Here is a 25,521-nt window from a genome sequence, read left to right on the forward strand (position 1 = left end):
ATGGCGGGGTGATGAGTGAAGAGCAGAAGACCTCTCCGAGCCGCAAGCGCCCGACGACCGACGAGTTCCGGGCCTTCGTCGCGACAGGTTGGGCGCCGCGCGACACCGGGGTGACCCCCCGGGCCGAGGTCGCCGACCACGCAGCCCGTCGCCGTGACGCCGTCAGTGCCGCCTTCCCCGGTGAGCGCCTCGTCGTCCCGGCCGGCGGCCTCAAGGTGCGCAGCAACGACTGCGACTACGTCTTCCGTCCGCACAGCGCCTTCGCCCACCTGACGGGCCTCGGCAGCGACCGCGAGCCCGACGCCGTGCTCGTGCTCGAGCCGCGCGCCTCCGCCGACGGCGAGGCCGGCGACGGGCACGAGGCCGTTCTCTACTTCCGCCCGCTCGCCGACCGCGACACCGAGGAGTTCTTCGGCGACTCGCGCTACGGCGAGTTCTGGGTCGGGGCCCGCCCCACTCTCGCCGACATCGAGTCCGAGCTCGGCGTCACGGCCCGCCACATCGACGAGTTCGGTGAGGCCGTCGGCAAGGACGCCGGCCAGGTGGCGATCCGCGTCGTGCGCGACGCCGACGCGGAGGTCGCGACCCGCGTCGACAAGGCCCGCGCCGCCGCGGCCGAGACGCAGGAGTCCGCCGAGGCCGAGACCCGCGTCGACCGCCAGCGCGAGGCCGACGAGCAGCTCGCTGCGTTCCTCTCGACGCTCCGCTTCGTCAAGGACGAGTGGGAGGTCGAGCAGATGCGCGACGCCGTCGACGGCACCCACAAGGGCTTCGACGCCGTCATCGCCGACCTGCCCGAGGCGGTCCGCCGCGGCCGCGGCGAGCGCTGGGTCGAGGGCGTCTTCGGCCTGCACGCCCGCCACCACGGCAACGGTGTCGGCTACGACTCGATCTGCGCCAGCGGCGACCACGCCAACACGCTGCACTGGATCAAGAACACCGGCGACATCAAGGACGGCGACCTGCTGCTCCTCGACGCCGGCGTCGAGGTCGACTCGCTCTTCACCGCCGACATCACCCGCACCCTGCCGGTCAGCGGCACCTTCACCGACGCGCAGCGCAAGATCTACGACGCCGTGTTCGCCGCCCAGGAGGCCGGCATCGCCGCCTGCAAGCCGGGCAACAGGTTCAGCGACGTCCACGCAGCGGCCATCCGCGTCATCGCCGAGCACCTCCATGAGTGGGGCCTGCTCCCCGAGGGCATCGACGTCGAGGGCACGCTCGACGCCGACCACGGTCAGCACCACCGCCGCTGGATGGTGCACGGCACGAGCCACCACCTCGGGATCGACGTGCACGACTGCGCCCTCGCGACCCGCGAGGAGTACTCCGACGCCGAGCTGAAGCCGGGCATGGTCCTCACCGTCGAGCCGGGCCTCTACTTCAAGGCCGACGACGAGCTCGTCCCCGACGAGTTCCGCGGCAACGGCGTGCGCATCGAGGACGACATCCTCATCACCGAGGACGGCTGCGAGAACCTCTCGGCCGCGATGCCGCGCAGCTCCGACGAGGTCGAGCAGTGGATCGCCCGCATCTGGGACGGCGCCGAGGCCTGAGCGCCTGACCGACCCTCCCCCACCTGACCGAACGCGGCTTCGGTCTCGAGCTCAGCGGCCCGGCCACCGCTTTCGAGACCGAACGCCGCGTTCGGTGGGTCAGGGCGACGTCGACGACACCGAGCCGTTCAGGTCGGGACCGGGGATCCTCGCGCTCCACCGCTCGACGAGCTCGACGAGCGAGGACGCGTCGGCGGACTCGAGGTTCGAGCCGAGCACGGCCGGTGCGCAGTCCGGGTCGATGGAGAGGCGCACGGGCGGCCCCACGGCATACGTGAGCAGGAGCGTGAATCGCCCGTTGCTCGGGTTGTCCGGGCCCTGGCACGTCTGCCCTGTCGGCTTCGTCGGCAAGGCGCGCAGCGCCGCGGCGACCTCGGCCGACTTCGCGGCGTCCAGCTGCGCCGCCTTCACCGTGCCGTCCGCCGCGTCACGGCACACGGTCGCCGTCGGGTTGCCCTCCGGGGCCAGGCTCCGGTCGTCGCCCAGGCGTCCCCACGACGCCCGGTTGCACGCGGCGACCCCGGCGGAGGGAGGGGTGCGGCTGCCGAACATCTGGTCGAGCACGACCGCCGGGCCGGGACCCGACCGGAAGTCGCCGTTCGTCGACGTCGAGCAGGCGTTGGCGTCGGCCAGCGCGCCGACCCACACGATCGCGTCACCGTAGGCGGCCCCGACGACGTATGCCGTCTCGTTGCCGGCCATGAGCGTGCACACCCGCTGGGCCCCGGTGTCGCGCGGCGACCACGTCAGAGCCTCCACCAGTGCCGCCCGTTGCGCGTCGCTCGCGACGGCGCGCTTGGCCAGGCGGAACGGGGCCGAGACCGGCTTCATGATGTCCGCGGCCGGATAGCCGCAGATGACGAGCGAGGTCGGGTCGCGGTCGGGCAGGAGCCGACCCGTGGCGTCCACGCCCTGCGGCTTCTGCGGCACGGGCACGGGCTTGTCGAGGGCCGCGGTGTCGATGGACTCGGGGCACCGCAGACCCCCGTCGGCCTCGACGGGCTGGCTGGTGACGGGCCGCACCGGGCCGCCGGCGAGCGACGTCTCCCCCGGCTGGGGCGCGGTGGTGGTGCCGCACGCGACGAGCGCCAGCGCGGCGGCGACGCCGGTCGCGAGGACGCGGCCGACGGCATACGGGCGAGGCCTTCGGGACTGYATCGGGCGCTCCTTCATCGGGATCCGTCATCGGGAAGGACACCTGGGCGAGCGCTTTCGTTGCAGCTGCGTCAGCCGGCGGGAGGCGGTGGACCCGGCTGGTCCGGACCCGACGGCTGCGTCGGCGGCGAGGTCGGAGTGACCGGGGCGATGCCGATGCCCGCCCGGCCGCCGACGCCGATGCCCGCGTCGGCGAGGATCTGGCGACCCTGCTGGGCGAACTTGTGCTCGCAGAAGACCTCGTAGCGCGTCGCGACGACCTGGCTGACCGACGAGAAGTCGCGTGCACCGCGGGTGAAGGCGTAGCCGACGAGCGACCAGATGAGGCCGAACACGGCGCCGTAGAGGGCGGTGTAGAGCAGCAGGGTCAACGGGTTCGAGGGGCGGGAGAAGAGCGAGAGGATCAGGCCCACGAAGAGCCCGAGCCACACGCCGGAGAGCAGACCGCCGAGAGCGACACGTCCCCACGTGAGGCGCGCGGTCACCCGCTCCATCTGCTTGAGGTCGGTGCCGACGATGAGGCAGTTCTCGACCGGGAACTGGTTGTCGGAGAGCGTGTCGACGGCCTTCTGCGCGTCGACGTACTGCTCGAACACACCCAGCGACATGGGGTACTCCAGGGAGAGTGTCGCGAATCCCTGGCGTCCCCCCGGACCCTTCGGTTGCAGGCTCATGCGTCCATCCTCGCATCCCCGCTCCGGTGGAGAGGGGCCCTCAGGCCTTGAGCTTGTAGTCCTCGACGAGGCGGCGGCCGATGATCATCCGCTGGATGTCGGCCGTGCCCTCGCCGATGAGCAGCATCGGCGCCTCGCGGTAGAGGCGCTCGATCTCGTACTCCTTGGAGTAGCCGTAGCCGCCGTGGATGCGGAAGCTGTCCTCGACGACCTGCGAGCAGTACTCGGACGCAAGGTACTTCGCCATGCCGGCCTCGAGGTCGTTGCGCTGGCCGGAGTCCTTCTTGCGGGCGGCCTTGACCATCATCTCGTGCGCGGCCTCGACCTTGACGGCCATGTCGGCGAGGCGGAAGAGCACGGCCTGGTGGTCGACGATCTTCTTGCCGAAGGTCTCGCGCTGCTGGGCGTAGGAGATGCCGAGCTCGAAAGCCCTTCTCGCGACACCACATCCGCGGGCAGCGACGTTGACACGGCCGACCTCGACGCCGTCCATCATCTGGTAGAAGCCCTTGCCCGGCTCGCCTCCGAGGATCTGCGCGTCGGTCGTGCGGTGCCCGTCGAAGATGAGCTCGGTCGTGTCGACGCCCTTGTAGCCCATCTTGTCGATCTTGCCGGGCACCGTGACGCCCTGGGCGGTCTCGCCGAAGCCCGACTCCTTGTCGACGAGGAAGGTCGTCATGTTCTTGTAGACGGAGTCGGCGCCGGTGTCGGTCTTGACGAGGACGGCGACGAGGTTGGCGGAGCCGCCGTTGGTCAGCCACATCTTCTGTCCGGTGATCGACCACTCGCCGTCGTCGCCCTTGACGGCCTTGGTCTTGATGGCGGCCACGTCCGAACCGCAGCCCGGCTCGCTCATCGAGAACGCACCCCGGATCTCGCCCGTCGCCATCTTCGGCAGGTAGTGCTGCTTCTGCTCCTCGGTCCCGTGCTGGAGCACCATGTACGCGACGATGAAGTGGGTGTTGATGATGCCGCTGACACTCATCCAGCCGCGCGCGATCTCCTCGACGCAGAGGGCGTAGGTCAGCAGGGACTCGCCCAGGCCGCCGTACTCCTCGGGGATCATCAACCCGAAGATCCCCATCTCCTTCATTCCGTCGACGATGGCCTGGGGGTACTCGTCCCGGTGCTCGAGCTCCATGGCGACGGGGATGATCTGCTCGTCGACGAACTCACGGACGAGCTTGATCAGCTCGGTCTGCTCCTCGGTGAGGCCGTCGGTCTGCTGCAGTCGGGACATGCTCGGATCGCCACCTTGCGTCTGGGCTCTCGGACAACTGCGACCGAGTATGCCGTCGCCCCGGGCACGCGGTCAGCGCGCCCGCGTGTGAGTGTCGACACCTGTGTCCTCGGTCACCGGAGTTCGTCGGAGCCACCAGCTACCAGAGCTGGCCGAAGGCGACCTTCTTGGCCTTGACCGGACCCTCGAGCGTCGAACGCTGGCTGAAGTCGCCGTCCTTGAGCCCGGCCGTCACGGTGCGGAGCAGCTCGGTGCGGGTCGCCGTCGGGCCTGCCTTCATGGCCTTGAGGAAGAGGTAGGTGAAGGCCCCGTTGGAGCGGCCGTCGAACGTCGCGTCCGACGCCGTCTGGTTGGGCTTGCACGCCGCGAAGAGGACGGGCTTCGAGGCCGTGGCGCGGCTCTTCGTCAGCTCGACGAGCGCCTTGCGGTCGACGGTGCGCACCGGCGTGACGGCGCGGATCGCCCGGGACTGGTCGAGTCCGCGGGGGGTGGGTGGCGGAAGGTAGCGCGGTTTGCGGCCGAGGAGCTGGGCCTGGAGGATCTCGTCGAGGTCCTTGAGGCCGGTGCCGCTGTGGCACGTGTCGAGCAGCACCTCGAGCAGCACGCCGGCGGGCACGCGGGCGAAGAGGTCGCGCAGCTCGTCGTCGACGATGACGGTGTCGCGGTCCCACTGGTCGCCCTTCTGGCGGATGTCGTGGCACGCGAAGGCCTCGTCGAGACCGTCCGGCTCGTCGTCGCCACCGGGCTCGTTGGGCACCTGCGTGCCGTGGCTGGAGAAGGTGAAGATGAGGTGGTCACCGGCCTTCGCGGTGTCGACGAGCGTCGTCAGCGCCGTCATGACGGCCTTCTTCGTCGCGCCGGCGTCGGTGAGCACCGTCGTCGCGCGGGCCGTGAAGCCGAGGGGCCGCAGCGCCTTGGCGATGTCGTTCGCGTCGTTGACGCAGCCGTTGAGCCAGCTCGTCTGCGGCAGCGACTCGAACTCGTTGATCCCCACGCACAGAGCCCTGCTTGCCATGGCCGTTCCTTCCTTCTCGGAACCCCTCGGTTGAGCGGGTTCGACTGGGGTGTATGCCGTTTCACAGTGTCTCGAGGACCGCGTCAGGTCTCGCGTACACGACGTAGGCGAGCCACGTCGGGTCGTCCGCGTCCCGCGCGGCCGCCCGGGCCAGCGCGCTCGCCCGGGACATCTGGGTGCCCTTGAGCAGCTCCTCGTAGAGCGTCTCGACGAAAACCCGTGCCGGCTCCTCCTGGACCGACCACAGGCACGACACGAAGGCCGAGGCACCGGCGTCGAGGAACGCCTTGGCGAAACCGCCCACCGTCGTGAAGAGCTCGCCGGACCGTCCGGTCTGGCAGGCGTTGAGGACGACGATGGGACCGACGCTGTCGGGTCCGGTCCAGTCGAGGTTCTGGGACACGTCGGTCGAGCTGAGGTACTGCTCGCGCACGGTGGTGCCGCGCCGCTGGCCCTTGAGCAGCACCTTCGCCTCGGCGATGTCGTCGGAACGTGCCGCCCCGTGGCCCGAGAAGTGGAGCAGGTCGAAGCCGCCGCCGCGCAGGAGACGCTCGACGCCGCTCGGGGTCGCCGTCACGGCCTTGGCGCCGAACCGGTCCTTGAGGTAGCCGGCCTCGGCGGCACCGACGTCGTTCTTGAACATCGGGTTGGCGTAGACGGGACAGATCGACCGTGCGTGGCCCCGCCGCACGCGGACAGCCCGGGGCGGGAAGCTGCCGAGCTGCCAGCGCACGAGCCCGCCGGACGCGAGGAAGCGTGGCGTGGTGCCGCGTTTGCCGCGAGCGGGCTTGAGGTGGACGAGCTCCCACGGCACGAACGGCTCGTCGGTGTAGACGATGAGGTCGTGCACGAGGTCGCGGTGCTCCCAGAGGTAGGCCTGCATGTCCTCGGGGAAGAACTGGTCGAAGAGCATGGTGCCGGTGTTCTGCAGCTGCGACATCCTCTGGCGCGGCGTCAGGTCGGGGTCCTTGATGACCCGCTCCACCTCGGCGATCCGGTCGCGCACGAACTCGTCGCGCCCGAGGATCGGTGCCGACTCGAAGACCCGCTCGGCCTCGCCCGGCACGAGCCGGAGCGCATAGCTGTAGACGCGCTCGCCCGTGACGCGACGACTCTCGACGATGTCGAGGCAGGGCAGGCCGTCGAGCTCTGGGGCGTCGATGCCGGTGTGGACCGTGGCGGTGACGGGCGTCGCGGCGACCAGCCCCGCAGCGGCTGCGGTCGACTCCAGGGTGACCGAGGCGACGGGCACCCAGCCCTGTCGCAGGACGACGGAGACGCGGACGGGCCCGGGCGCGAGGGCACGTACCCGGAAGGTCAGCTCGCTGGCCCAGTCGCCGCTCGGCAGGCCGAAGACCTTGGCGTCGGTCTCGAGGACCTGCACGTTGTCCTTGGCGTAGACCTGCACGCTGATCGGGCGCTCCGCGTCGACGTGGACCGTCCTCGAGACGTGGACCGTGCCCTCCGTCGGTGCCAGCGTCTGCCGTGCCAGCCGGACCCGCACCGTGGCGTCGGCACCCGGGGACACCGTGGAGGGCATCTCCGCCGCGAGCTCGGCCTCCGTCGTTCCCTCGAGAGGGCTCGTCGGTCCAGCGCTCGGGGGCTTCTCGCGGTCGCGGCGCGTCGCCTTCTTCGCCGTCGCCTTCGTCGCCTTCGTCGCCGTCGCCCTCTTCGACGTCGCCTTCCGGACGCCCGTCCGCGCCGGCGGCTCCGCCCGCGGGCCGGTGGAGGGTCTCGCAGGCGGGCGTGCGGTCGTGCCGGGAGGCCTGGTCGCGGACGGCGGACGGGCGGCCGTCGGGGGCCGGGCGGCGGTGGTCGGCGCCTCCACCTCGGCCATCTCGAGTCCACGCTCGTCACCACCACCGTCGGCGCCGAGCACCGGCCCCGCGGTCATCCACTCGGGCAGGTGCGCCTCCTCCTCGGACGCGCCGAGCCCGAGGGGCAGCCACTGCGAGATCGCACCGATGACGGAGAGCTGCGAGAAGTAGTTGACGTGGTAGACGACGTCGTTGGTGCCGAGCGCGAACGTGTCGCGCACGTAGCCGCCGGTCGGCAGGCCGATCGCCGACATCGAGTCGGTGTCGACGACAAGGTCGTTGCGCCCCTTGAAGATCCTGTCGACGAAGCCCTCGGCGAGACGGACGGCGAGCTCGCGGGGGAACTCGGGCGGGTTGTGGTGGTCGTCGAGGAGCGACACGTGGAAGTCGGACGAGACGACGTACCAGCTCGTCCCGGGCCGGGGCTGGCCCGGCTGGTCCTCGTTGAGGGTCGTGACGAAGGGCCCGTCGGGCGTCATGGCGGCGAGGCCGGGCACGCCGTCGTCGCCGGCGGCATACGACACGAGGTACTTCACGAGCGCGCCGAGGCCACGGACGACACCGCTGACGACGGCCGCGAAGGGGGCCCCGCCGGGCACGAGGGAGAGACCGGCGGCGGTCACCATGACGAGGTTCGTGTAGAGGTCGACGAGGTCGTGCCAGCGCTCTGGGTCGGCGAGGTGGGTGCCGCCGTTGGTGGAGGCCACGAAGACGATGGAGTCGACCGCCACGCGCAGTCCGGCACCCGGCAGCACCGACTCGACGAACGACCGCGTGACCAGCCCGCCGCGGCTGTGCGTGATGACGTCGAGGACGAGCTCGCCGTCGTGGGGCGCGAGCAGGGCGAGCAGGTCGCGGGCGTTGCGCTCCGGGTCGACGCTGAGCGTGCGGTGGTCGAAGCCGATGACGGCGTCGTACGCGGACACGAGGGTGTCGACGAAGCCCTCCGCGCCGGGCGTGACGGCGAGAGCCCCGAAGGCACTGGTGGTCGACGAGAACGTGCCGTGGACGAGGAGCAGAACCCGTGCCGCGCGGTCGGTGGGGAGGCCCACCTCCGCGAGCGAGCCGACGGGCTTCCACGCGTCGAGCGCTCCCCCCGTGACGTGGACGAGCCCGGTGCGCACGCCCGACTCGAGTCGCTCGACGACCTTGCCGACGATGACGGGTGCGGCGAAGCGCAGCACGATCGCCTGGAGGACGCCGTGGGCGAGATCGCCGAGCAGCCCACGGTCAGCCGGTTCTGCGCCCGGCCCGTCGAGGCCCCGTGACCGCGGTCGCGGACGGCGCGGGCGCTCCGGCTGCACCGACAGGGCGAAGGACACGGTGCGGGGGCCGGGGTCGATCGACCGCGTGCGCTCGGCCGCATCGACCGGCAGGTGCCACGAGTAGACCCCGTCGCGCTCGAGCAGGATGACGGCGTCGTTGCCGGCCGGCACGTCGACGTCGAGCTTCACGGTGCCCACCCTGTTGGCCGGCGCGGGACCACCGAGGTCGCGAGATCGCTGTGGTGTCAGGTCGATCCGGTCGACGACGACGAAGTCGTCGGTGCGCAGGGCCTCGACGAGGGCGGCCCGCTCGGCCGCCCGCCGGTCTCCTGACGGCAGGTCCCGGTCGGTGCGGTCGGTCGCGGCGGACGCGTCGTAGCCGCGGGGCGCACGCACGCGCACCGCTCCCCCGCCGAAGGACGCGGACGGCATACCTGGGCTCCCTCCGAGACGTCTCCCCTGCTCCTTGCCACGGTAGAGGTGAACGGGGGGCTCGGTGATACAGATCGCGGCAAACACTCGAAGCCACGCGGAATCAATTCCGTTGCGCGGGACCCGCTGGATGCGCCAGTCTCTTCGCGAGCGCAGTGGCACACGGCCGCACGCCAGACCCCAAGGAGGGTGACATGACCATCACGGCCCCGGGCATGCCTGCCCACATCTCTTCTTCCTTGGAGTTCTCTTGTCATTCAACGCTTTTCACGACGACGACCTCGCGGTCGTCGACACCAGACTGACCGCTCGGCGCACCCTCGGTCTCGAGGACGAGCCGTACGCGGTCGACACCGACCCCGACGGCCCTCCCGAAGGTGAGCGGTGGTCGAGCTGGGACGGAGCCACCCACGGCCCGAAGCCCCGCCCCGACTGGGTCATCACCGACCTCGGCGCCGTCGAGGCCGACCTCGGGGTGCTCAAGACCGGCAAGGAGGCCGACGTCCACCTCGTCCGACGGTGGGTGCCCGGCTCCGCCGACCGGGACGTGCTCATGGCCGGCAAGCGGTACCGGTCGAGCAAGCACCGCATGTTCCACCGCGACTCCGGCTACCTCGAGGGCCGGCGCGTGCGGAAGTCGCGCGAGACGCGGGCCATCCGGACCCGCACCGCGTTCGGCAAGGAGCTGATCAGCGGCCTCTGGGCGTTCGCCGAGTTCGAGACGCTGGTCCGCCTCTGGCACGAGGGGCTGCCGGTGCCCTACCCGGTGCAGATGTCCGACGACGAGATGCTGATGGAGTTCATCGGCACCCCCGACGGGCAGGCCGCGCCGCGGCTGGCGCAGGTGCGTCCGGACCCGGACCTGCTGCCGGTGCTGTTCGAGCAGCTGCGTGAGGCGATGCTGCGGCTCGCCGAGCTCGGCTGGGCGCACGGTGACCTCTCCCCGTACAACGTGCTGCTCGAGGGGGAGGGGGACGACGCGCGGCTCGTCCTCATCGACTGGCCGCAGGTCGTCGACGTCATCGGCAACCCGCACGGCCCGGAGTTCCTCGAACGCGACACCCACAACATGTGTGACTGGTTCACCCGTCGTGGGTATGCGGTCGACGAGGGCCTGCTCTTCGGTGACCTCATCGCGGCGGCGACGTCGCGGTGGTAGCGACGCTCGTCGTCACACCGATGGGCCACAGACCAGATGGAGGCCACCCGTTCGTGGGGTGGCCTCCATCATCTGTGCGGGCGCTCTCGGTCAGTCGGTGAGGAAGTCCGCCGGGTGGCCGAACTTCCCGGAGTGGACGAAGGCCTCGAGCGGCAGGCGGGACCGCGGCAGCCGCGCCCGGGCCAGCACCCAGTCCGGCATCTCGCCGTCGTCGTCCGGGCCGGCGGGCAGTCCGAGCGCGATGCCCGTCGTGACCGCCCAGTGCGGCGGCACGGCGAACCGCTCCGTCGCCGCACCGTGGTCGAAGCCGCCGAACTGACGCACCTGCAGGCCCATCGAGCGAGCCTGCACGGTGATGTGGGCGACCGCCTGCCCGAGGTCGAACATCGCGTAGTCGCTGTAGGCGAGCTCGTGGTCCTCGTCGGTCGCGACCTGGTGCAGCGTCAGGATGATCGACGAGGCGGACGGCGCCCACACCTGGTTGGCTGACGAGAGGACCTCGACCATGGCGGCGTGCGTGTCGTCGCCGCGCAGGCCGACAAGGAAGCCCCAGGGCTGCGAGTTGCCGGCCGACGGCGACCACCGCGCGGCCTCGAGGATCGCGCGCAGGGTGTCGGGGCCGAGCACGTGCGACCGGTCGTAGACCATGACGCTCTCGCGGTCGCGTAGCAGGGGCGTCAGCGTCTCCGGCTGCGCCGTGGGCGCCATCTGAACCGCGGGCGCATGCCGTCCGCCGACCACCGTCTCGTCACTCACGTCTCGATCGCCGTCCTCACGCACTCGTCAACCATGCCGCAGCCCGGCGTCTTCCCGGCCCGGGTGTGGGCGGCACCACGCCGGTGGCCGAGGGACCGGCGACGTGCCACGTCAGTAGGCGCGGCCGACGACCGCGAGCACGCCGGCGTCGGACTCCGAGGTCGGCACGGAGCCGTCAGGCATCGTCAGGCACCGGACCGTCACTGCCGACTCCGCGAGCAGCGACTCTCCCTCCTCACCGAGGGTCGACCACGGGATGGTGGCCCAGCCGGCGCGGGCCGCCTCGGCGGCCTCCTCGATGGTGCTCACGGCGGCGGTGTTCGTGTCGCGGTGGGCGAGCGCGGCGGCATACAGCGCGTCGTGGTCCTCGTCGAGCGCGCCGGCCACCGTGTCGACGACGCCGCCGAGCGGCACCGACGACTTGCCACCGGCGATGCGTCGGGCGACGGTGACGGAGCCCTCGGCGAGGTCGCGGGGACCGACCTCGACCCGCAGCGGGATGCCCTTGAGCTCGGCGTCGACGGCGCGACGTCCGAACGGCGTGTCGACACGGGCGTCGAGCTCGGCCCGCACCCCGCGCGCGAGGAGGTCGGCGACGACCTGACGCGCTGCCTCGACCACGCCCTCGCCGTCCTTGACGACCATGACGAGCGCCTGGACGGGAGCGAGCCTCGGCGGCACACGCAGACCGTGGTCGTCACCGTGGCCCATGATGAGGCCGCCGAGCATGCGGGTCGAGCTGCCCCACGACGTCGTCCAGCACGTCTCCTGGCGGCCCTGCTCGGACAGGTAGGTGATGTCGAAGGCCTTGGCGAAGTTCTGGCCGAGCTCGTGGCTCGTGCCCATCTGCAGGGCCTTGCCGTCGCGCATCATCCCTTCCAGCGCAAGGGTGTTCGTCGCACCGGCGAAACGCTCGCGCTTCGTCTTGCGACCGAGGACGACGGGCATGGCGAGCATCTCGCGCATGAACGGCGCGTAGACCTCCTCGTGGATCCGCTTCGCGTAGAGGCGCGCGTCCTCTTCGGTGGCGTGCGCCGTGTGGCCCTCCTGCCAGAGGAACTCGCTCGTGCGCAGGAAGATCCGCGGGCGCAGCTCCCACCGCACGACGTTGGCCCACTGGTTGAGCAGCAGCGGCAGGTCGCGGTAGCTCTGCGTCCATTTCGCCATGTACTCGCCGATGACCGTCTCGGAGGTCGGGCGCACGACGACCTTCTCCTCGAGCTCCTTGCCGCCCGCGTGGGTCACGACCGCGAGCTCGGGGCTGAAGCCCTCGACGTGCTCGGCCTCGCGGTTGAGGTAGGACTCCGGGATGAAGAGCGGGAAGTAGGCGTTGCGTGCGCCGGCCTCCTTGATGCGCCGGTCCATGTCGGCCTGCATCCGCTCCCAGATCGCGTAGCCGTACGGTCGGATGACCATGGTGCCGCGCACCGGACCGTTGTCGGCGAGCTCCGCCTTGGCGACGATGTCCTGGTACCACCGGGGGAAGTCCTCGGACTGGGGTGTGAGCACGGTCTTGGCCATGGCCCCGATCCTAATGATCGGCCCCGGGGGCGCCGTCACGTCGATTCCGCCTAGGCCCGCTCCATCGTGGCGACCATGAAGGCCTGCCAGGCCTCTCGGCTGTCGCCGAGCTCCGCCGGGCTGCCGGTCTGCTCGAGGATGCGGGTGGTCGCCTCCCGGGTCACGTCGTCGAAGTCGCCGGAGATCTCCACGTCGGTGCGACCCCAGACGTGCCGGCACATCGCCTGGACGGCCTGCACCTGGGCGTCGGAACGACGGATGAGGCGCGGACGCTCCGGCCCGAACCGGCCGAGGTCGACGTGGATGTGGTTGCTGTGCGCCGCGTCGAAGAGGTAGGTCAGGACGTCGGCGAACTCGTGGTGCAGTCCGGCGGCCGTGCGCCAGTAGAGCGCGAGGCGACGACGCAGCTCGGGCGCCGGTGCGTCACGCCACAGGTCGTAGCGCAGGCTCGTCAGGTCGCGGCCGTCGGCGCGCAGCCGCGCGATGTCGATGGCCTCCCCCGAGCTGTGCCACGACGTCGCCGAGCCGCGGACCCAGGCCCCGTAGGAGCGCACCTCGTCGGGCACCTGGCCGACGTGGCGCCGGTGCAGGGCGAGCCACCGGTCGAGGCGCGCCCCGAACGGCTCGGTGACGTAGTACGTGGCGGGACGGGCCGTCACCTCGTAGACGTGGGCCGCGGCCCCGATGCGCTGCCGCGCCTGCAGGGCCGAGCGGTCGACCGGCTGCGGGTCGATGCGCAGCTCCGGCGGCGTCGGCTCACCCAGGCCCGCCAGCCGCGGGAGGGACGCGAGGCCGGGACCGCGCGACACGGCATACGCCCCTCCGGCGGCGACGGCACCCACCGCGCCGAGCGTGAGCAGGCGGCGGCGGGTCAGCCCGCTCTGACCGGATCGCGGCGCGTCCGGCTCGGGGCGCCGGGCTGCCTGCTCCCCCGTCCGCATCTGCTGGCCCATGCCTGGTCCAACGTGCGAGGCGGTCAGGGTGTCCCCCGGGCAACGAAGCCGATGGGCAGACTCAAGGAAGCCAGCGGGGGGCGCCGTCCCGGGAGCAGAACGCCGCCCCGACCTCGCTCGATCGGGGCATTTCGTCGTCAGCCGGGTGCGTCCCGGCGCGCGTCGCCCCGTCGYGTGGCCGCCTGAGTCCTACGCTCCCCGCATGTCCTCCGACACCGGGCCGTCTCGACGCGTCGTCCTGCTCGGAGCGCTCGGTCTGGCGACGGCGACGACCGGGGTCGGCGGCTGCTCCGCCACCGACGGGCCGACCCTCAGCGACGGGGTGCTGTCGGACCGCTTCGGTGTCGAGGCCCCACGCTGGCGGATGGCCGTGCCCCGCGCAGGCCGACCCCGGGGGCTCGTCGTGGCGCTGCACGGTTTCGGAGGGGGCGCCGACGACGCGTTCAACCTCGGTTTCGGCGATGCCGTCGAGCCCTCCAGGATGGCGCTGGTCTCCGTCGACGGGGGCAACAGCTACTGGCACCCACGCCGCGACGGCAGCGACACCGGGGCGATGGTCCGTGACGAGCTCGTGCCGATGGCGCTGAAGGCTGCCGGGCTGCCGGCGTCCTCGCCGGTCGTCCTGCTCGGGTGGTCGATGGGCGGCTTCGGTGCGCTTCTCATCGCGAGCGAGCTCGGGCGTTCTCGCGTCAGCGGCGTCGTCGCCGCGAGCGCAGCACTGTGGCAGAAGGGCAGCGAGACGCCCGCCCGCGCCTACGACGGGCGGGCCGACTTCGACCGGCACTCGATCTTCAACCGGCTGGACCGGCTGCAGGGCATTCCCGTGAGGCTCGACTGCGGCATGTCCGACCCGTTCATCGCCGCGAACCGCGTTCTCGCCCTGCGCCTTCCGGGCACCGAGGCCCACTTCACCACGGGAGGCCACGACGACGGCTTCTGGAGCGGCAACGTCAGCGCCGAGATGACCTGGGCGGCCGCCCGGTCCTGACGGCCCGGCTCACGCAGCGCGGTGCAGGTCGTGGGCGTCCGGCAGGCGGCGGAAGCCGGCCGAGACGTAGGCGGCGACACCACCGACGTTGGCGCTCGGGGTGCAGACCAGGCAGCTCGAGGCGCCCAGCTCCCGGAGGGTGGCCGCGCTCGCGAGGGTGATCGCGCGCCCGTGGCCGCGGCCCCGGTGGTCGCGGTGCGCCCCCAGCGGCTCGATGAGACCGGGTCGCCCCGGTCCGGCCGACCACACGGTCGCGGTTGCCACCGCGGCTCCGGACTCGTCGTAGGCGACGAGGCACCTCGCGTCGACGTAGGCAGGCCCGGACGCCATCTCCCGCCACCGCTCCTCGCTGAACGTCGAGGTCTCGAACGACGCGCGCTGGACCGCCACCCGGTCACGGAGCCGCTCCGGCTCCGGGTCCGCGCCGACGACCTCCACCCGCAGTCCGCTGTCCTCGACGGGCTCGGTCAGGTCTCGGACGAGCGGCGTCCACGGCTCGCCGTCGGCCCATCCGTCGTCCGCGAGGCGGGCGCGGAAGGCATCACCGAAACGCGCCTCCACCGAGCCCTCCCCGGCGGGGAGCACGCCACGCTCGGGGCGCGACACGTCGGAGAGCAGCTGCTGCGCCAGCTCGTCGTCGTCACCGGCCTCCGGCGCGATCGCCATCCGGAGCACGCGCGGGTCGTCGAGGAACCCGACTGCGACGAGGCGCCCGTCGCGGCTCCACGTGCGAACGGCCGCCGCGGTCGCGTCGGCGCCGAAGCTCCAGTTCCAGCCGAGGTCGCCGGGGTGCAGCTGGACCGGCATCCCGTCCTGCTGCCACTCGCGCATCTCGTGCACGGCCTCGACGAGGCCCTGGACTCCCGGCGCGCTCAGCTCGATCGACATGCCCCGATCCAACACCGTCCACGCGCGAGCGCACACCTCGTTTTGCGACGGCACCGTGCCCTGCGGCGAGCGGTGTCCACGGTGTCGGTCAGGACAGCGCGGCGATGGCCTCGGCGGTCGCGAGGACCTTGTGGGCGGTGTCGACGTGCAGGCTCTCGATGAGCCTCCCGTCGAGGGTGACGACGCCCTTGCCCTCGGCCTGCGCGGTCTCGAAGGCGGCGATCACGGCCCGCGCCTGCTCGACCTGCTCGGCGCTCGGCGCGAAGACGTCGTTGCACGCCTCCACCTGCCCCGGGTGGATCAGCGTCTTGCCGTCGAAGCCCATCTCCCGGCCCTGGCGCGCCTCGGCGAGGAAGCCGTCGGAGTCCTTGACGTCGTTGTAGACGCCGTCGACGACAGCCACCCCGGCAGCCCGCGCCGCGAGGACCGCGAGCTGGAGCGAGGTCTGGATCGCGATCCGTCCCGGGGCGAAGCTCGCGCCGAGCTCCTTGTAGAGGTCGTTCGTGCCGAGCACGAGACAGGCAAGACGGTCGGACGCGCGCGCGATCTCCTCGGCGTGCAGCACGGCCACCGGCGTCTCGACCATCGCCCAGAGCCGCGTGTGCTCCGGAGCGCCGGCGGCCTCCATCGCGGCGACGAGGCCGCGCACCTCGTCGGCCGAGCCGACCTTGGGCACGACGATCGCGTCCGGTCCGGCCGCGGCCGCCGCCGCGAGGTCGGCGTCGTGCCACTGCGACCCCAGGCCGTTGACCCGGATCGTCAGCTCACGCCGGCCGTAGTCTCCGGACTGCACTGCGGCGCATGCCTTCTCGCGCGCCGTCTCCTTCGCATCGGGGGCGACGGCGTCCTCGAGGTCGAGGATGAGGGCATCGACGGGAAGGGTCTTCGCCTTCTCCAGGGCGCGCTCGTTGGAGCTCGGCATGTAGAGCACCGAGCGTCGGGGGCGGTATGCGTCGGGCTCGACGGGCACGGCAGTCAGCCTTCCTGCGGGGCGGGCTCGGCGGCATACAGCTCGGCGAGCGCGGGGTCGGTCTGGGAGAGACGCTCGGCGAGCTCGACGATGACGAGACACTGCTTGAGGCTGGCGTCGTCCTCCATCTTCCCGTCGAGCATGACGGCACCCGTGCCGTCGCCCATCGCGGCGACGACGCGTCGCGCGTGCGCGACGTCCTCGGCCGACGGGCTGAAGACGCGTTTGGCGATCTCGATCTGCACCGGGTGCAGCGACCACGTGCCGACGCAGCCGAGGAGGAAGGCGTTGCGGAACTGGTCCTCGCACGCGACGACGTCCTGGATGTCGCCGAACGGTCCGTAGTACGGGTAGATCCCGTGCATCGCGCACGCATCGACCATGCGGGCGATCGTGTAGTGCCAGAGGTCCTGCTGCGCCGTCGCGCGCGCTCCCGTGATGTCACCGTCGACGGGGTCGGTGCGCACGAGGTAGCCGGGGTGCCCGCCGCCGACGCGGGTCGTCTTCATGCGTCGGTCGGCCGCGAGGTCGGCCGGTCCCAGCGACAGGCCCTGCATGCGCGGCGAGGCGCCACAGATCTCCTCGACGTTGACCATGCCGCGCGCCGTCTCGAGGATCGCGTGCACGAGGATCGGACGGGTCAGGCCCGCTTTCGCCTCGAGCTGGGCGAGGAGGCGGTCGACGTAGTGGATGTCCTCGGCGCCCTGCACCTTCGGCACCATGACGACGTCGAGCTTGTCGCCGATCTCCGTGACGAGGGTCGTGAGGTCGTCGAGCGCCCACGGGCTGTCCAGCGCGTTGATGCGCGTCCAGAGCTGGGTGTTCTCGCCGAAGTCGGTGGCCTTCGCGATCTCGACGAGGCCGGCCCGGGCCGCCTCCTTGCGGTCGGCCTTGACGGCGTCCTCGAGGTTGCCGAGGAGGACGTCGACGGTGCCGACGAGATCCGGCACCTTCGCGGCCATCTTCGGGTTGCTCGGGTCGAAGAAGTGGATGACCCGGGACGGGCGGGCCGGCACCTGCGTCAGGGGCGTCGGCGCCCCCACCGCGAGCGGCCGGAAGAAGTCCTTGGCGCTGCGCATGGGCGTCAACGTAGCAACGGGCGGACGGCCCGCGTTATGACGACAGTCACGCGTACCGCCGATGAGGGCGGGATCACTAAGGTGGCGGTGTGACCGAGCGCGCGACCGAGCCTGTGACCGAGCAGGGCGCAGGGACGAGCCCCGAGAAGGGCACGGGGACGGGCACCGAACAGGTGCCCTCCGCGCCCACGGCGCCGCCCACGCAGGCCGACCCGCAGTCCGCCGCGTCCGCCGCCTCCGCGACCGCCCTGCTCGGCGAGGCGATGGCGAAGTCCGGTCTGCTCTGGATCGAGGTCGCCGACGACCGCACGTGGCCGGCCTGGCACGTGTGGGACGACGGGGCGGCCCTCGTCGTGAGCGGACCGGGCGAGCAGCCACTCCCGTGGCTGCCCAAGGAGGTCAGGGTCATCCTGCGCAGCAAGGACACCGGGGGCCGCCTGCTCACGGTCCGCGCACACGTCCACGTCCTCGAGCCCGGCACCCCCGAGTGGCAGCGCGCGGCCGAGCTCCTCCGCGCGTCGCGGCTCAACTCGGTCGACGACTCGCTGACACGCTGGGCGGCCGAGTGCACCGTCACCGCCCTCGTGCCCTTCGACAGCCCGCTCGAGTCCCCCGGCGCATATGCCGCCCACGACCACCGCGAGCCCCCGGCCCGCACCGCCGCGACGACCACGTCCTGGCGCCCGTGGCACTGGGGTGGGCGCGGCGAGGAGAAGGCCGAGCGCAAGCGGGCCAAGGACGAGGCGAAGGCCGCGCGCAACGCCGCGAAGGAGCGCGCGAAGCTGCGCAAGAAGCGCCAGCGACGTGGCACCCGTCGCCGCGGACGCTGACCCCATAGCCTTGGGCCATGAGTGCGAGCACCCGCGTCTTCGTCGCGCGCCTGACCGGACTGAGCGTCTTCGACCCGCTCGGTGACCAGGTCGGGCGCGTGCGCGACGTCGTCGTGATGTTCTCGGTCAACCGACCCGAGCCCCGCGTCATCGGCCTCGTCGTCGAGGTGCCCGGTCGCCGCCGGGTCTTCGTGCCGATGACCCGGGTCACGTCGATCGACGCCGGCGCCGTCATCACGACCGGCCTGGTCAACATGCGCCGCTTCGAACAGCGCACCAACGAGGTCCTCGTCGCCGCCGAGCTGTTCGACCGGACCGTCCGCGTCACGACGGCCGAGGCCGTCGAGGCCGGCTTCGCCGACTCGCTCGTCGAGGACCTTGCCATCGAGCAGGGCCCGCGTCGCGACTGGATCGGCACGCGGGTCTTCGTCCGGCAGGCGCCGGCGGGGGTCTCGTCGGCCTCGAAGGCGATGTCCCGGCTCACGCGTCGCCGCTCGGGCAAGACGATGCTCGTCGACATCCGCGACGTCGTCGGCCTCCACGAGCAGGCCGGCGCCCAGAGCGCCGAGCGCCTCCTCGAGACCTACGACGACCTCAAGGTCGCCGACCTCGCCGAGGTCATCCACGACCTCAACCCCAAGCGCCGGGCCGAGGTGGCCGCCGCGCTCGACGACGAGCGCCTCGCCGACGTGCTCGAGGAGCTGCCGGAGGACGACCAGGTCGAGATCCTCGCCGGCCTGGCCAACGAACGCGCGGCCGACGTCCTCGAGGCGATGGAGCCCGACGACGCGGCCGATCTGCTCGCCGACCTGCCGCCCGAGCAGGCCGAGGAGCTGCTCCAGCTCATGGAGCCCGACGAGGCCGCTCCCCTGCGTCGTCTGCTCGCCTACGACGAGAAGACCGCCGGCGGCATGATGACGACCGAACCCGTCATCCTCGGACCCGAGGCGACCATCGCCGAGGCCCTCGCGACGGTGCGCCGCGAGGAGCTCGCCCCGGCGCTGGCGTCGATGGTCTACGTCTGCCGCCCGCCGCTCGAGGCCCCGACCGGCCGCTACCTCGGCCTCGTCCACATCCAGCGCCTGCTGCGCGAGCCGCCGCACGGCGCCGTCGGGTCGATCATCGACAAGGAGATCGAGCCCGTCGTGGCCACCGCGTCGCTCGAGACCGTGACGCGCACCCTCGCGACCTACAACCTCGTCTCGCTGCCCGTCGTCGACGACGACGGACGCCTCATCGGAGCGGTCACCGTCGACGACGTGCTCGACCACATCCTCCCGGAGGACTGGCGTGAGGAGCGGCACGAGCTGGGGGTGAAGCCGTGAGCGAGCGCGCCGAGCGTCGTCCTGGCGCCCGGGCGGTCCGCGGGGACAAGCTCGACCAGCCGCAGGAGAAGCGTGCCCGGGTCCTGCCCCGGATCACCCTGACCCAGGAGGCCTTCGGCGTCCTGTCCGAGCAGTTCGCCCGCTTCATGGGCACGGCCCAGTTCCTCATCGGGATGACGGTCTTCGTCGCCGCCTGGATCGCCTGGAACGTCCTCGCGCCCCCGGGGCTCGTCTTCGACGAGTTCCCGTTCATCTTCCTGACGCTCATGCTGAGCCTCCAGGCGTCGTATGCCGCACCGCTCATCCTCCTCGCGCAGAACCGCCAGGCCGACCGCGACCGGGTGGCCCTCGAGCAGGACCGGGCCCGCGACGAGCGCAACCTCGCCGACACCGAGTTCCTGACCCGCGAGGTGGCCTCCCTGCGTCTCGCCCTGCGTGAGCAGGCCACGCGTGACTTCGTGCGCTCCGAGCTGCGTTCGCTGCTCGAGGAGATGGAGGACCGCGGGATCGTCCACGGCGCCGACGACGAGCCCAAGGACAACCGGCACCGACCGTGAGCGAGCGCACCCCGGCCGTGGTCGGGAGGCCCGGCACGTCGGCATACGATGGAACACATGTCTGTCGCCGCACTGCCCAGCCGTGACGCCATGCTCACGGCGCTGTCGAAGGTCAACGACCCCGAGATCCGCAAGCCGATCACCGAGCTCGGCATGGTCAAGTCGGTCGAGATCGACGACGCCGGCAAGGTCGACCTCGCGATCTTCCTGACCGTCTCCGGCTGCCCCATGAAGGAGACGCTCACCAAGGACTCGAGCAACGCGCTCCTCGCCCTCGACGGCGTGACCTCGGTCGAGGTCGAGCTCGACGTCATGAGCGACGAGCAGCGCGCCGAGCTGCGCTCGCAGCTGCGTGGCGGCGCCCCGGAGAAGGAGATCCCCTTTGCCAAGCCCAACAGCCTGACGCGGGTGTATGCCGTGGCCTCCGGCAAGGGCGGTGTCGGCAAGTCGTCGGTGACCGTCAACCTCGCCGCCGCGATGGCCGCGCAGGGCCTGCGGGTGGGCGTCGTCGACGCCGACGTCTACGGCTTCTCGGTGCCGCGCATGCTCGGCGTCGAGCAGCGGCCCACGCAGGTCGACGACATGATCCTGCCGCCCATCAGCCACGACGTGAAGGTCATCTCGATCGGCATGTTCGTGCCCGGCAACCAGCCCGTCGTGTGGCGTGGCCCGATGCTGCACCGCGCGCTCCAGCAGTTCCTCGGCGACGTCTTCTGGGGCGACCTCGACGTCCTCCTGCTCGACCTGCCGCCCGGCACCGGCGACATCGCGATCTCCGTCGCACAGCTCATCCCGACCGCCGAGATCCTCGTCGTGACGACCCCGCAGCAGGCCGCCGCCGAGGTGGCCGAGCGGGCCGGCTCGATCGCCCTGCAGACCCACCAGCGGGTCGTCGGCGTCATCGAGAACATGAGCTGGCTCGAGCTGCCGGACGGCACCCGCCAGGAGATCTTCGGCTCCGGCGGCGGGCAGGCGGTCGCCGACTCGCTGACGAAGAGCATCGGTGCCCCGGTCGAGCTGCTCGGCCAGATCCCCCTCGACACGCGCCTGCGCGAGGGCGGCGACAACGGCACGCCGGTCGTGCTCGGCGATCCCGACACCGCTGCTGCCGTCGCTCTGCGCGGCATCGCCCGCAACCTCGGCTCTCGCGCCCGCGGCCTCGCCGGCCGTTCGCTCGGCCTCACCCCAGCCGGCCGCTGACCCAGCGGGAGGGCCCTCTGACGCATTCTCCCGCCCACCGCCTCACCACCGGACGCCGCGTTCGGTGGTGAGAGGTCAGGCGAGCGAGTCGACCCAGGCTCGGTGGAGGTCCGAGTAGCGGCCGTCGCCGGCCGCGACGAGATCGCTCGGCGCGCCGTCCTCGACGATGCGGCCGTGCTCGAGCACGAGCACCCGGTCGGCGATCTCGACCGTCGAGAGGCGGTGCGCGATGACGATGGCGGTGCGCCCGGCGAGGATCGTCCCGAGGGCCTGCTGCACGAGCCGCTCGGAGGGCACGTCGAGCGACGACGTCGCCTCGTCGAGGATGAGCACCGCCGGATCGGCGAGGAAGGCCCGCGCGAAGGCGACGAGCTGACGCTGACCGGCGCTCAGCAGCCCACCCCGGTTGGACACTGGCGTGGCATACCCCTGCGGCAGCTCCACGATGAAGTCGTGCGCGCCGAGCGAGCGGGCCGCCGCCTTGACCTCGTCGTCGGTGGCATCGGGCCGGCCGAAACGGATGTTGTCGGCGACGGTGCCGCTGAAGAGGTAGTTCTCCTGCGTCACCATGACGACGGCGCGGTGCAGGTCGTCGGACGCCAGCCGGGTCAGGTCGACCCCGTCGAGGCTCACCGTCCCGGCGGTCGGGTCGTAGAAGCGGGTCGCGAGCTTGGCGATGGTGGTCTTGCCCGCACCGGTCGTGCCGACGAGCGCGAGCGTCTGCCCGGCCGGCACGGTCAGGTCGAGGCCGGGTAGCACCGCGGTGCCCGCGACGTACTCGAAGCGGACGTCGTCGAAGCGGACCTCACCGCGGGGCGCCCCGAGAGGCATCGGGTCGATCGGCAGGGGGACGTCGGGCACCTCCTCGAGCACGCCGGAGAGCTTCTCGAGCGCGGCCGAGGCCGACTGGAAGGTGTTGTAGAACTGCGAGATCTCCATCATCGGCTCGAAGAACTGCCGCAGGTAGAGCAGGAAGGCCGCGAGCACCCCGACGGTGACCTCGCCCTGATAAGCGAGGTAGCCGCCGTAGACGAGGACGACGGCGATCGTGACGCTGCCGATGAGCCGGATGCCCGGCATGAACCACGCCACGAGCCGGAACGCGACGAGGTTGGCCCGGCGGTACTGGTCGTTGACGTCCTCGAAGATCGCCTGGTTGCGCGGCTCGCGGCGAAAGGCCTGCACGGCCCGGATGCCGTTCATCGACTCCACGAAGTGGACGATGACGAGGGCGACCTTCTCTCGGGTGGCGCGGTAGCTCTTGGCCGACGCCTTGCGGAACCAGTTGGTCAGCAGCGCGAGAGCGGGACCACAGAGGAGCGCCACGAGGCCGAGCTTGACGTCGAGGACGAGCAGCAGCACGGAGGTGCCCACGAGGGTCAGCGCGGCCGTGACGAGCCCGTCGAACCCGGTCTCGAGCATCTCGTAGATGGCGTCGACGTCGGAGGTCTGCCGGGAGATGACGCGCCCGGACGTGTAGCGGTCGTGGAAAGCCGGGCTCAGGTGCTGGAAGTGGCGGAAGACGCGTCGCCGGATCGACAGCAGGATGTCCTGGCCGATCAGGCCGGAGCGCACGAGGAAGAGGTTGCGCGAGACTGCCTGCGTCAGCGTGGCGACGAGGACGAGCCCGACGACGAGCAGGAGCGGGCCGAGGTCGCCCGACTCCCGGATCGGCGGGATGCCGGTGTCGATGCCCACCTTGACGAGGTACGGGATGGACAGCCGAGCGGCGTTCTCGATGACGACGACGACCATGAGCCACCAGAGCGCCTGGCGCCACGGCCGGAGCACGTCGCGCAGCAGCCGCCTGGAGCGGCCGGCGAGCCGGGCCGAGGTCTCGGCCGTCAGGTCGCCGTCGATGTCGTCGGCGGCGACGCCGCGCCACTGCTGGGCCGAGGCCGTCACGCCGGCACCTCCTGGGTCGCGTCGGTGGCGCGGCCGCCCGTCGCGGAGGCCTCCGCCTCCTCCACGGCGTCGGCCGCGAGCAGCTCGCGGTAGGCCGGGACGCCGTCGAGCAGCTCGCGGTGGGTGCCGACGTGGGTGATGGTGCCGTGCTCGAGGAGCGCGACCCGGTCGGCGAGCATCACCGTCGAGGCGCGGTGCGCCACGACGAGGCCGGTGGTCTCCGAAAGGACTCTCGACAGGGCCTCCTCGACGAGCTTCTCGGTGTGCACGTCGAGGGCCGAGAGGGTGTCGTCGAGGACGAGGACGGCCGGACGGGCGAGGACGGCTCGGGCCAGGGCGAGGCGCTGGCGCTGACCACCTGAGAGTGACAGGCCCTGCTCGCCGATGCGGGTGTCGAGACCCCAGGGGAGGTCGAGGACGAAGCCGGCCTGGGCGATCTCGAGGGCGGCGAGCACGTCGTCCTCCGAGGCGTCGGCGCGTCCGAGGGTGACGTTCTCGCGGGCGCTCATGGAGAAGAGCGTCGGCTCCTCGAAGGCCGTCGCGACGACACTGCGCAACGCGGCGAGCTCGAAGTCGCGCACGTCGACGCCGTCGATGGTGATGCGGCCAGCGGTGACATCGAAGAGGCGCGGGACGAGCGCGGTGAGGGCGGTCTTGCCCGAGCCGGTCGCGCCGACGAGCGCGAGGGTCTCGCCGGGAGCGACGTCGAGGTTGACGTCGCGCAGCACCGGCTGGTCGGGCGCGTCGGGGAAGGCGAAGTCGACGTGCTCGAAGCGCAGGTGGCCGCGGCGCGCACCGACCTCGTGCGCGCCGGAGACGATGTCGGGCTCGGTGTCGAAGATCTCGAGCACACGCGCGGCCGCGGTCATGGCCTCCTGCGCCATCGCGAGGATGACGCCGAGGGAGGACACGGGCCACACGAGCGAGAGCATCAGGGTGATGAAGGCGACGAGCTCGCCGGGCGTCAGGTCACCCTGGCCGACGCCGATGGCGCCGAGCAGGAGCACGACGACGACGGCGAGGTTGGGGATGACCTCGAGGAAGGTCCAGAACTTCGCCGAGAGGCGGACCTTGTCGAGGCTCGTCGCCCGCAGCTCGAGCGCCGCCTCGTCGTAGCGACGGGCCATGTGGTCGCTGCGTCCGAACGACTTGATGACGCGAATGCCGACCGCGCCCTCCTCCGCCTGGGTCGCGAGGTCGCCCTGCTGGTCCTGGACGCGCCGGGACATCACGACATAAGCCTTCTCGAAGCGCATCGAGAGCCAGGTGATGGGAACCGCCGTCGCCGCGACGACGAGCCCGAGCGGCCAGTACATCGTCAGGAGCACGATCGTGACGGCCGTGACCTGCAGGACGTTGACGACGAGGAAGAGCAGGCCGAAACCGCTGAACCGGCGGATGGCCGAGAGGTCGGTCGTCGCGCGGGAGAGCAGCTGCCCCGACTGCCACCGGGTGTGGAAGCTCATCGGAAGGGCCTGGAGGCGTTCGTAGAGGTCGCGGCGCAGCTGCGTCTCGAGCCCCAGCACGGCGTTGGACTGCACCCACCGGCGCACGAAGATGAGGACGGCCTCGAGCACGCCGAGGGCCAGGGCGAGCAGGCCGAGCGGGAGGACCGGCCCGAGCTCGTGCTCGGTGATCGGCCCGTCGATGACGGCCCGTGTCACGAGGGGGACCGCGATGGAGAGGCCGACGCCGGCGAGCGACGCGACGAACATGACGACGAGGGCCCAGCGGTGCGGGCGCAGGTAGCCGCGCAGCCGCCACAGGGACCGGACGGAGGCGGGCGGTTGAGAAGCAGGATCAGCAGGCATCAAGGAGTGACGATAACCCCGACCAACGACAGAGATGCCTCTGGGTCAGAGATTCACGTCGCTTCGCTGTCCCAGGGCGTCGGGACCGACGGGTCGTGGCCGCGAGGCGTGCTCACGGGCTTGTCGACGACGGGCGACTGCTGGTCGTCCTCGTCGGGTGGCGCGGAGAGCGCGTCGCGCACGATCTTGCGCGGGTCGTACTGGCGCGGGTCGTAGGCCCGCCAGTCCACGTCGGAGAACTCCGGCCCCATCTCGTCCTTGAGCTGCTGTTTGGCCCGGTCGGCCATGCCGCGGGCCTGGCGGACGAACTTGCCGAACTTGGCGGCGTACTCGGGCAGGCGCTCGGGACCCAGGATGAGGATCGCGAGCAGACCGAGCAGGAGCAGCTCCCACCCGTTGATGTCGAACACAGTCCCTCGCTTCCA

21 protein-coding genes are annotated in these 25,521 nt (G+C 71.6%); 7 read left to right on the forward strand and 14 right to left on the reverse strand.

Features of this window, described 5'->3' with window-relative positions:
• Positions 1 to 11: 11 nt before the first annotated feature.
• A complete protein-coding gene (locus AB4Y83_RS03290) occupies positions 12 to 1,556 on the forward strand; it encodes an aminopeptidase P family protein (RefSeq protein WP_442296016.1) in 1,545 nt (514 codons plus the stop codon).
• A 99-nt stretch (positions 1,557 to 1,655) separates the two neighbouring features.
• On the opposite strand, the gene AB4Y83_RS03295 is transcribed toward AB4Y83_RS03290, so the two are convergent.
• The 5 genes from AB4Y83_RS03295 to AB4Y83_RS03315 all read right to left on the reverse strand — a co-directional run bounded on the left by AB4Y83_RS03295 (position 1,656) and on the right by AB4Y83_RS03315 (position 9,154).
• On the reverse strand, positions 1,656 to 2,729 hold the full coding sequence (locus tag AB4Y83_RS03295) for a hypothetical protein (RefSeq protein ID WP_442296017.1): 1,074 nt from the start codon (positions 2,727 to 2,729) through the stop codon (positions 1,656 to 1,658).
• 53 nt (positions 2,730 to 2,782) lie between these two features.
• A complete protein-coding gene (locus tag AB4Y83_RS03300; RefSeq protein ID WP_442296018.1) occupies positions 2,783 to 3,385 on the reverse strand; it encodes a general stress protein in 603 nt (200 codons plus the stop codon).
• Between the two features lie 40 nt (positions 3,386 to 3,425).
• Positions 3,426 to 4,625, reverse strand: a complete 1,200-nt coding sequence (locus AB4Y83_RS03305) for an acyl-CoA dehydrogenase family protein (RefSeq protein WP_442275108.1) — start codon at positions 4,623 to 4,625, stop codon at positions 3,426 to 3,428.
• Positions 4,626 to 4,764: 139 nt separating this feature from the next.
• Entirely contained in the window at positions 4,765 to 5,640 is an 876-nt protein-coding gene (locus AB4Y83_RS03310; protein ID WP_442275109.1) for a caspase family protein, read from the reverse strand.
• Between the two features lie 61 nt (positions 5,641 to 5,701).
• Positions 5,702 to 9,154: a DUF7379 domain-containing protein gene (locus AB4Y83_RS03315; protein WP_442296019.1), complete on the reverse strand. Its 3,453-nt coding sequence runs from the start codon at positions 9,152 to 9,154 to the stop codon at positions 5,702 to 5,704.
• Positions 9,155 to 9,404: 250 nt separating this feature from the next.
• Between AB4Y83_RS03315 and AB4Y83_RS03320 the strand changes: the two genes are divergently transcribed.
• Positions 9,405 to 10,313: a serine protein kinase RIO gene (locus tag AB4Y83_RS03320; protein WP_442296020.1), complete on the forward strand. Its 909-nt coding sequence runs from the start codon at positions 9,405 to 9,407 to the stop codon at positions 10,311 to 10,313.
• Between the two features lie 90 nt (positions 10,314 to 10,403).
• Here AB4Y83_RS03320 and AB4Y83_RS03325 read toward each other — a convergent pair whose 3' ends face one another.
• The 3 genes from AB4Y83_RS03325 to AB4Y83_RS03335 form a co-directional block, all read right to left on the reverse strand.
• A complete protein-coding gene (locus AB4Y83_RS03325) occupies positions 10,404 to 11,069 on the reverse strand; it encodes a nitroreductase family protein (protein ID WP_442296021.1) in 666 nt (221 codons plus the stop codon).
• Positions 11,070 to 11,180: 111 nt separating this feature from the next.
• On the reverse strand, positions 11,181 to 12,590 hold the full coding sequence (proS, locus tag AB4Y83_RS03330) for a proline--tRNA ligase (RefSeq protein ID WP_442296022.1): 1,410 nt from the start codon (positions 12,588 to 12,590) through the stop codon (positions 11,181 to 11,183).
• 50 nt (positions 12,591 to 12,640) lie between these two features.
• Positions 12,641 to 13,543 carry an extensin family protein gene (locus tag AB4Y83_RS03335; protein ID WP_442296023.1) on the reverse strand — a complete coding sequence of 301 codons (903 nt, stop codon included), beginning with the start codon at positions 13,541 to 13,543 and terminating at the stop codon, positions 12,641 to 12,643.
• Positions 13,544 to 13,745: 202 nt separating this feature from the next.
• On the opposite strand from AB4Y83_RS03335, the gene AB4Y83_RS03340 reads away from it, so the two are divergent.
• Entirely contained in the window at positions 13,746 to 14,531 is a 786-nt protein-coding gene (locus AB4Y83_RS03340; protein WP_442296024.1) for an alpha/beta hydrolase-fold protein, read from the forward strand.
• A 9-nt stretch (positions 14,532 to 14,540) separates the two neighbouring features.
• Here AB4Y83_RS03340 and AB4Y83_RS03345 read toward each other — a convergent pair whose 3' ends face one another.
• The 3 genes from AB4Y83_RS03345 to AB4Y83_RS03355 all read right to left on the reverse strand — a co-directional run bounded on the left by AB4Y83_RS03345 (position 14,541) and on the right by AB4Y83_RS03355 (position 17,468).
• Positions 14,541 to 15,419 (reverse strand): GNAT family N-acetyltransferase, encoded by an 879-nt coding sequence (locus AB4Y83_RS03345; RefSeq protein WP_442296025.1) that lies wholly within the window; start codon positions 15,417 to 15,419, stop codon positions 14,541 to 14,543.
• An 88-nt stretch (positions 15,420 to 15,507) separates the two neighbouring features.
• The gene (locus AB4Y83_RS03350; protein WP_442296026.1) at positions 15,508 to 16,389 is read right to left on the reverse strand and encodes an HpcH/HpaI aldolase/citrate lyase family protein; all 882 of its coding nucleotides are present in this window, start codon (positions 16,387 to 16,389) and stop codon (positions 15,508 to 15,510) included.
• Positions 16,390 to 16,394: 5 nt separating this feature from the next.
• Positions 16,395 to 17,468 carry an HpcH/HpaI aldolase/citrate lyase family protein gene (locus AB4Y83_RS03355; protein WP_442275118.1) on the reverse strand — a complete coding sequence of 358 codons (1,074 nt, stop codon included), beginning with the start codon at positions 17,466 to 17,468 and terminating at the stop codon, positions 16,395 to 16,397.
• 89 nt (positions 17,469 to 17,557) lie between these two features.
• Here AB4Y83_RS03355 and AB4Y83_RS03360 point away from each other — a divergent pair, with 89 nt between their 5' ends.
• From AB4Y83_RS03360 to AB4Y83_RS03375, 4 genes are read left to right on the forward strand one after another with little or no spacing between them, the layout of a single operon-like run.
• Positions 17,558 to 18,298 (forward strand): hypothetical protein, encoded by a 741-nt coding sequence (locus AB4Y83_RS03360; protein WP_442275119.1) that lies wholly within the window; start codon positions 17,558 to 17,560, stop codon positions 18,296 to 18,298.
• Positions 18,299 to 18,315: 17 nt separating this feature from the next.
• On the forward strand, positions 18,316 to 19,623 hold the full coding sequence (locus tag AB4Y83_RS03365) for a magnesium transporter MgtE N-terminal domain-containing protein (protein ID WP_020143111.1): 1,308 nt from the start codon (positions 18,316 to 18,318) through the stop codon (positions 19,621 to 19,623).
• On the forward strand, positions 19,620 to 20,180 hold the full coding sequence (locus AB4Y83_RS03370; protein ID WP_442275120.1) for a DUF1003 domain-containing protein: 561 nt from the start codon (positions 19,620 to 19,622) through the stop codon (positions 20,178 to 20,180). Before AB4Y83_RS03365 ends, AB4Y83_RS03370 begins: the two co-directional genes overlap by 4 nt.
• Before the next feature lie 57 nt (positions 20,181 to 20,237).
• Positions 20,238 to 21,380, forward strand: coding sequence for an Mrp/NBP35 family ATP-binding protein (locus AB4Y83_RS03375; protein WP_442275121.1), 1,143 nt, complete (start codon positions 20,238 to 20,240; stop codon positions 21,378 to 21,380).
• Positions 21,381 to 21,455: 75 nt separating this feature from the next.
• Here AB4Y83_RS03375 and AB4Y83_RS03380 read toward each other — a convergent pair whose 3' ends face one another.
• From AB4Y83_RS03380 to AB4Y83_RS03390, 3 genes are read right to left on the reverse strand one after another with little or no spacing between them, the layout of a single operon-like run.
• A complete protein-coding gene (locus tag AB4Y83_RS03380; RefSeq protein ID WP_442296027.1) occupies positions 21,456 to 23,285 on the reverse strand; it encodes an ABC transporter ATP-binding protein in 1,830 nt (609 codons plus the stop codon).
• Positions 23,282 to 25,096 (reverse strand): ABC transporter ATP-binding protein, encoded by a 1,815-nt coding sequence (locus AB4Y83_RS03385; protein WP_442275123.1) that lies wholly within the window; start codon positions 25,094 to 25,096, stop codon positions 23,282 to 23,284. The genes AB4Y83_RS03380 and AB4Y83_RS03385 overlap by 4 nt, the downstream gene beginning before the upstream one ends.
• A 53-nt stretch (positions 25,097 to 25,149) precedes the next feature.
• A complete protein-coding gene (locus tag AB4Y83_RS03390) occupies positions 25,150 to 25,506 on the reverse strand; it encodes a twin-arginine translocase TatA/TatE family subunit (RefSeq protein ID WP_442275124.1) in 357 nt (118 codons plus the stop codon).
• Positions 25,507 to 25,521 lie beyond the last annotated feature (15 nt).

Source organism: Terrabacter sp. RAF57 (assembly GCF_052113925.1).
Classification (GTDB): Bacteria; Actinomycetota; Actinomycetes; order Actinomycetales; family Dermatophilaceae; genus Terrabacter.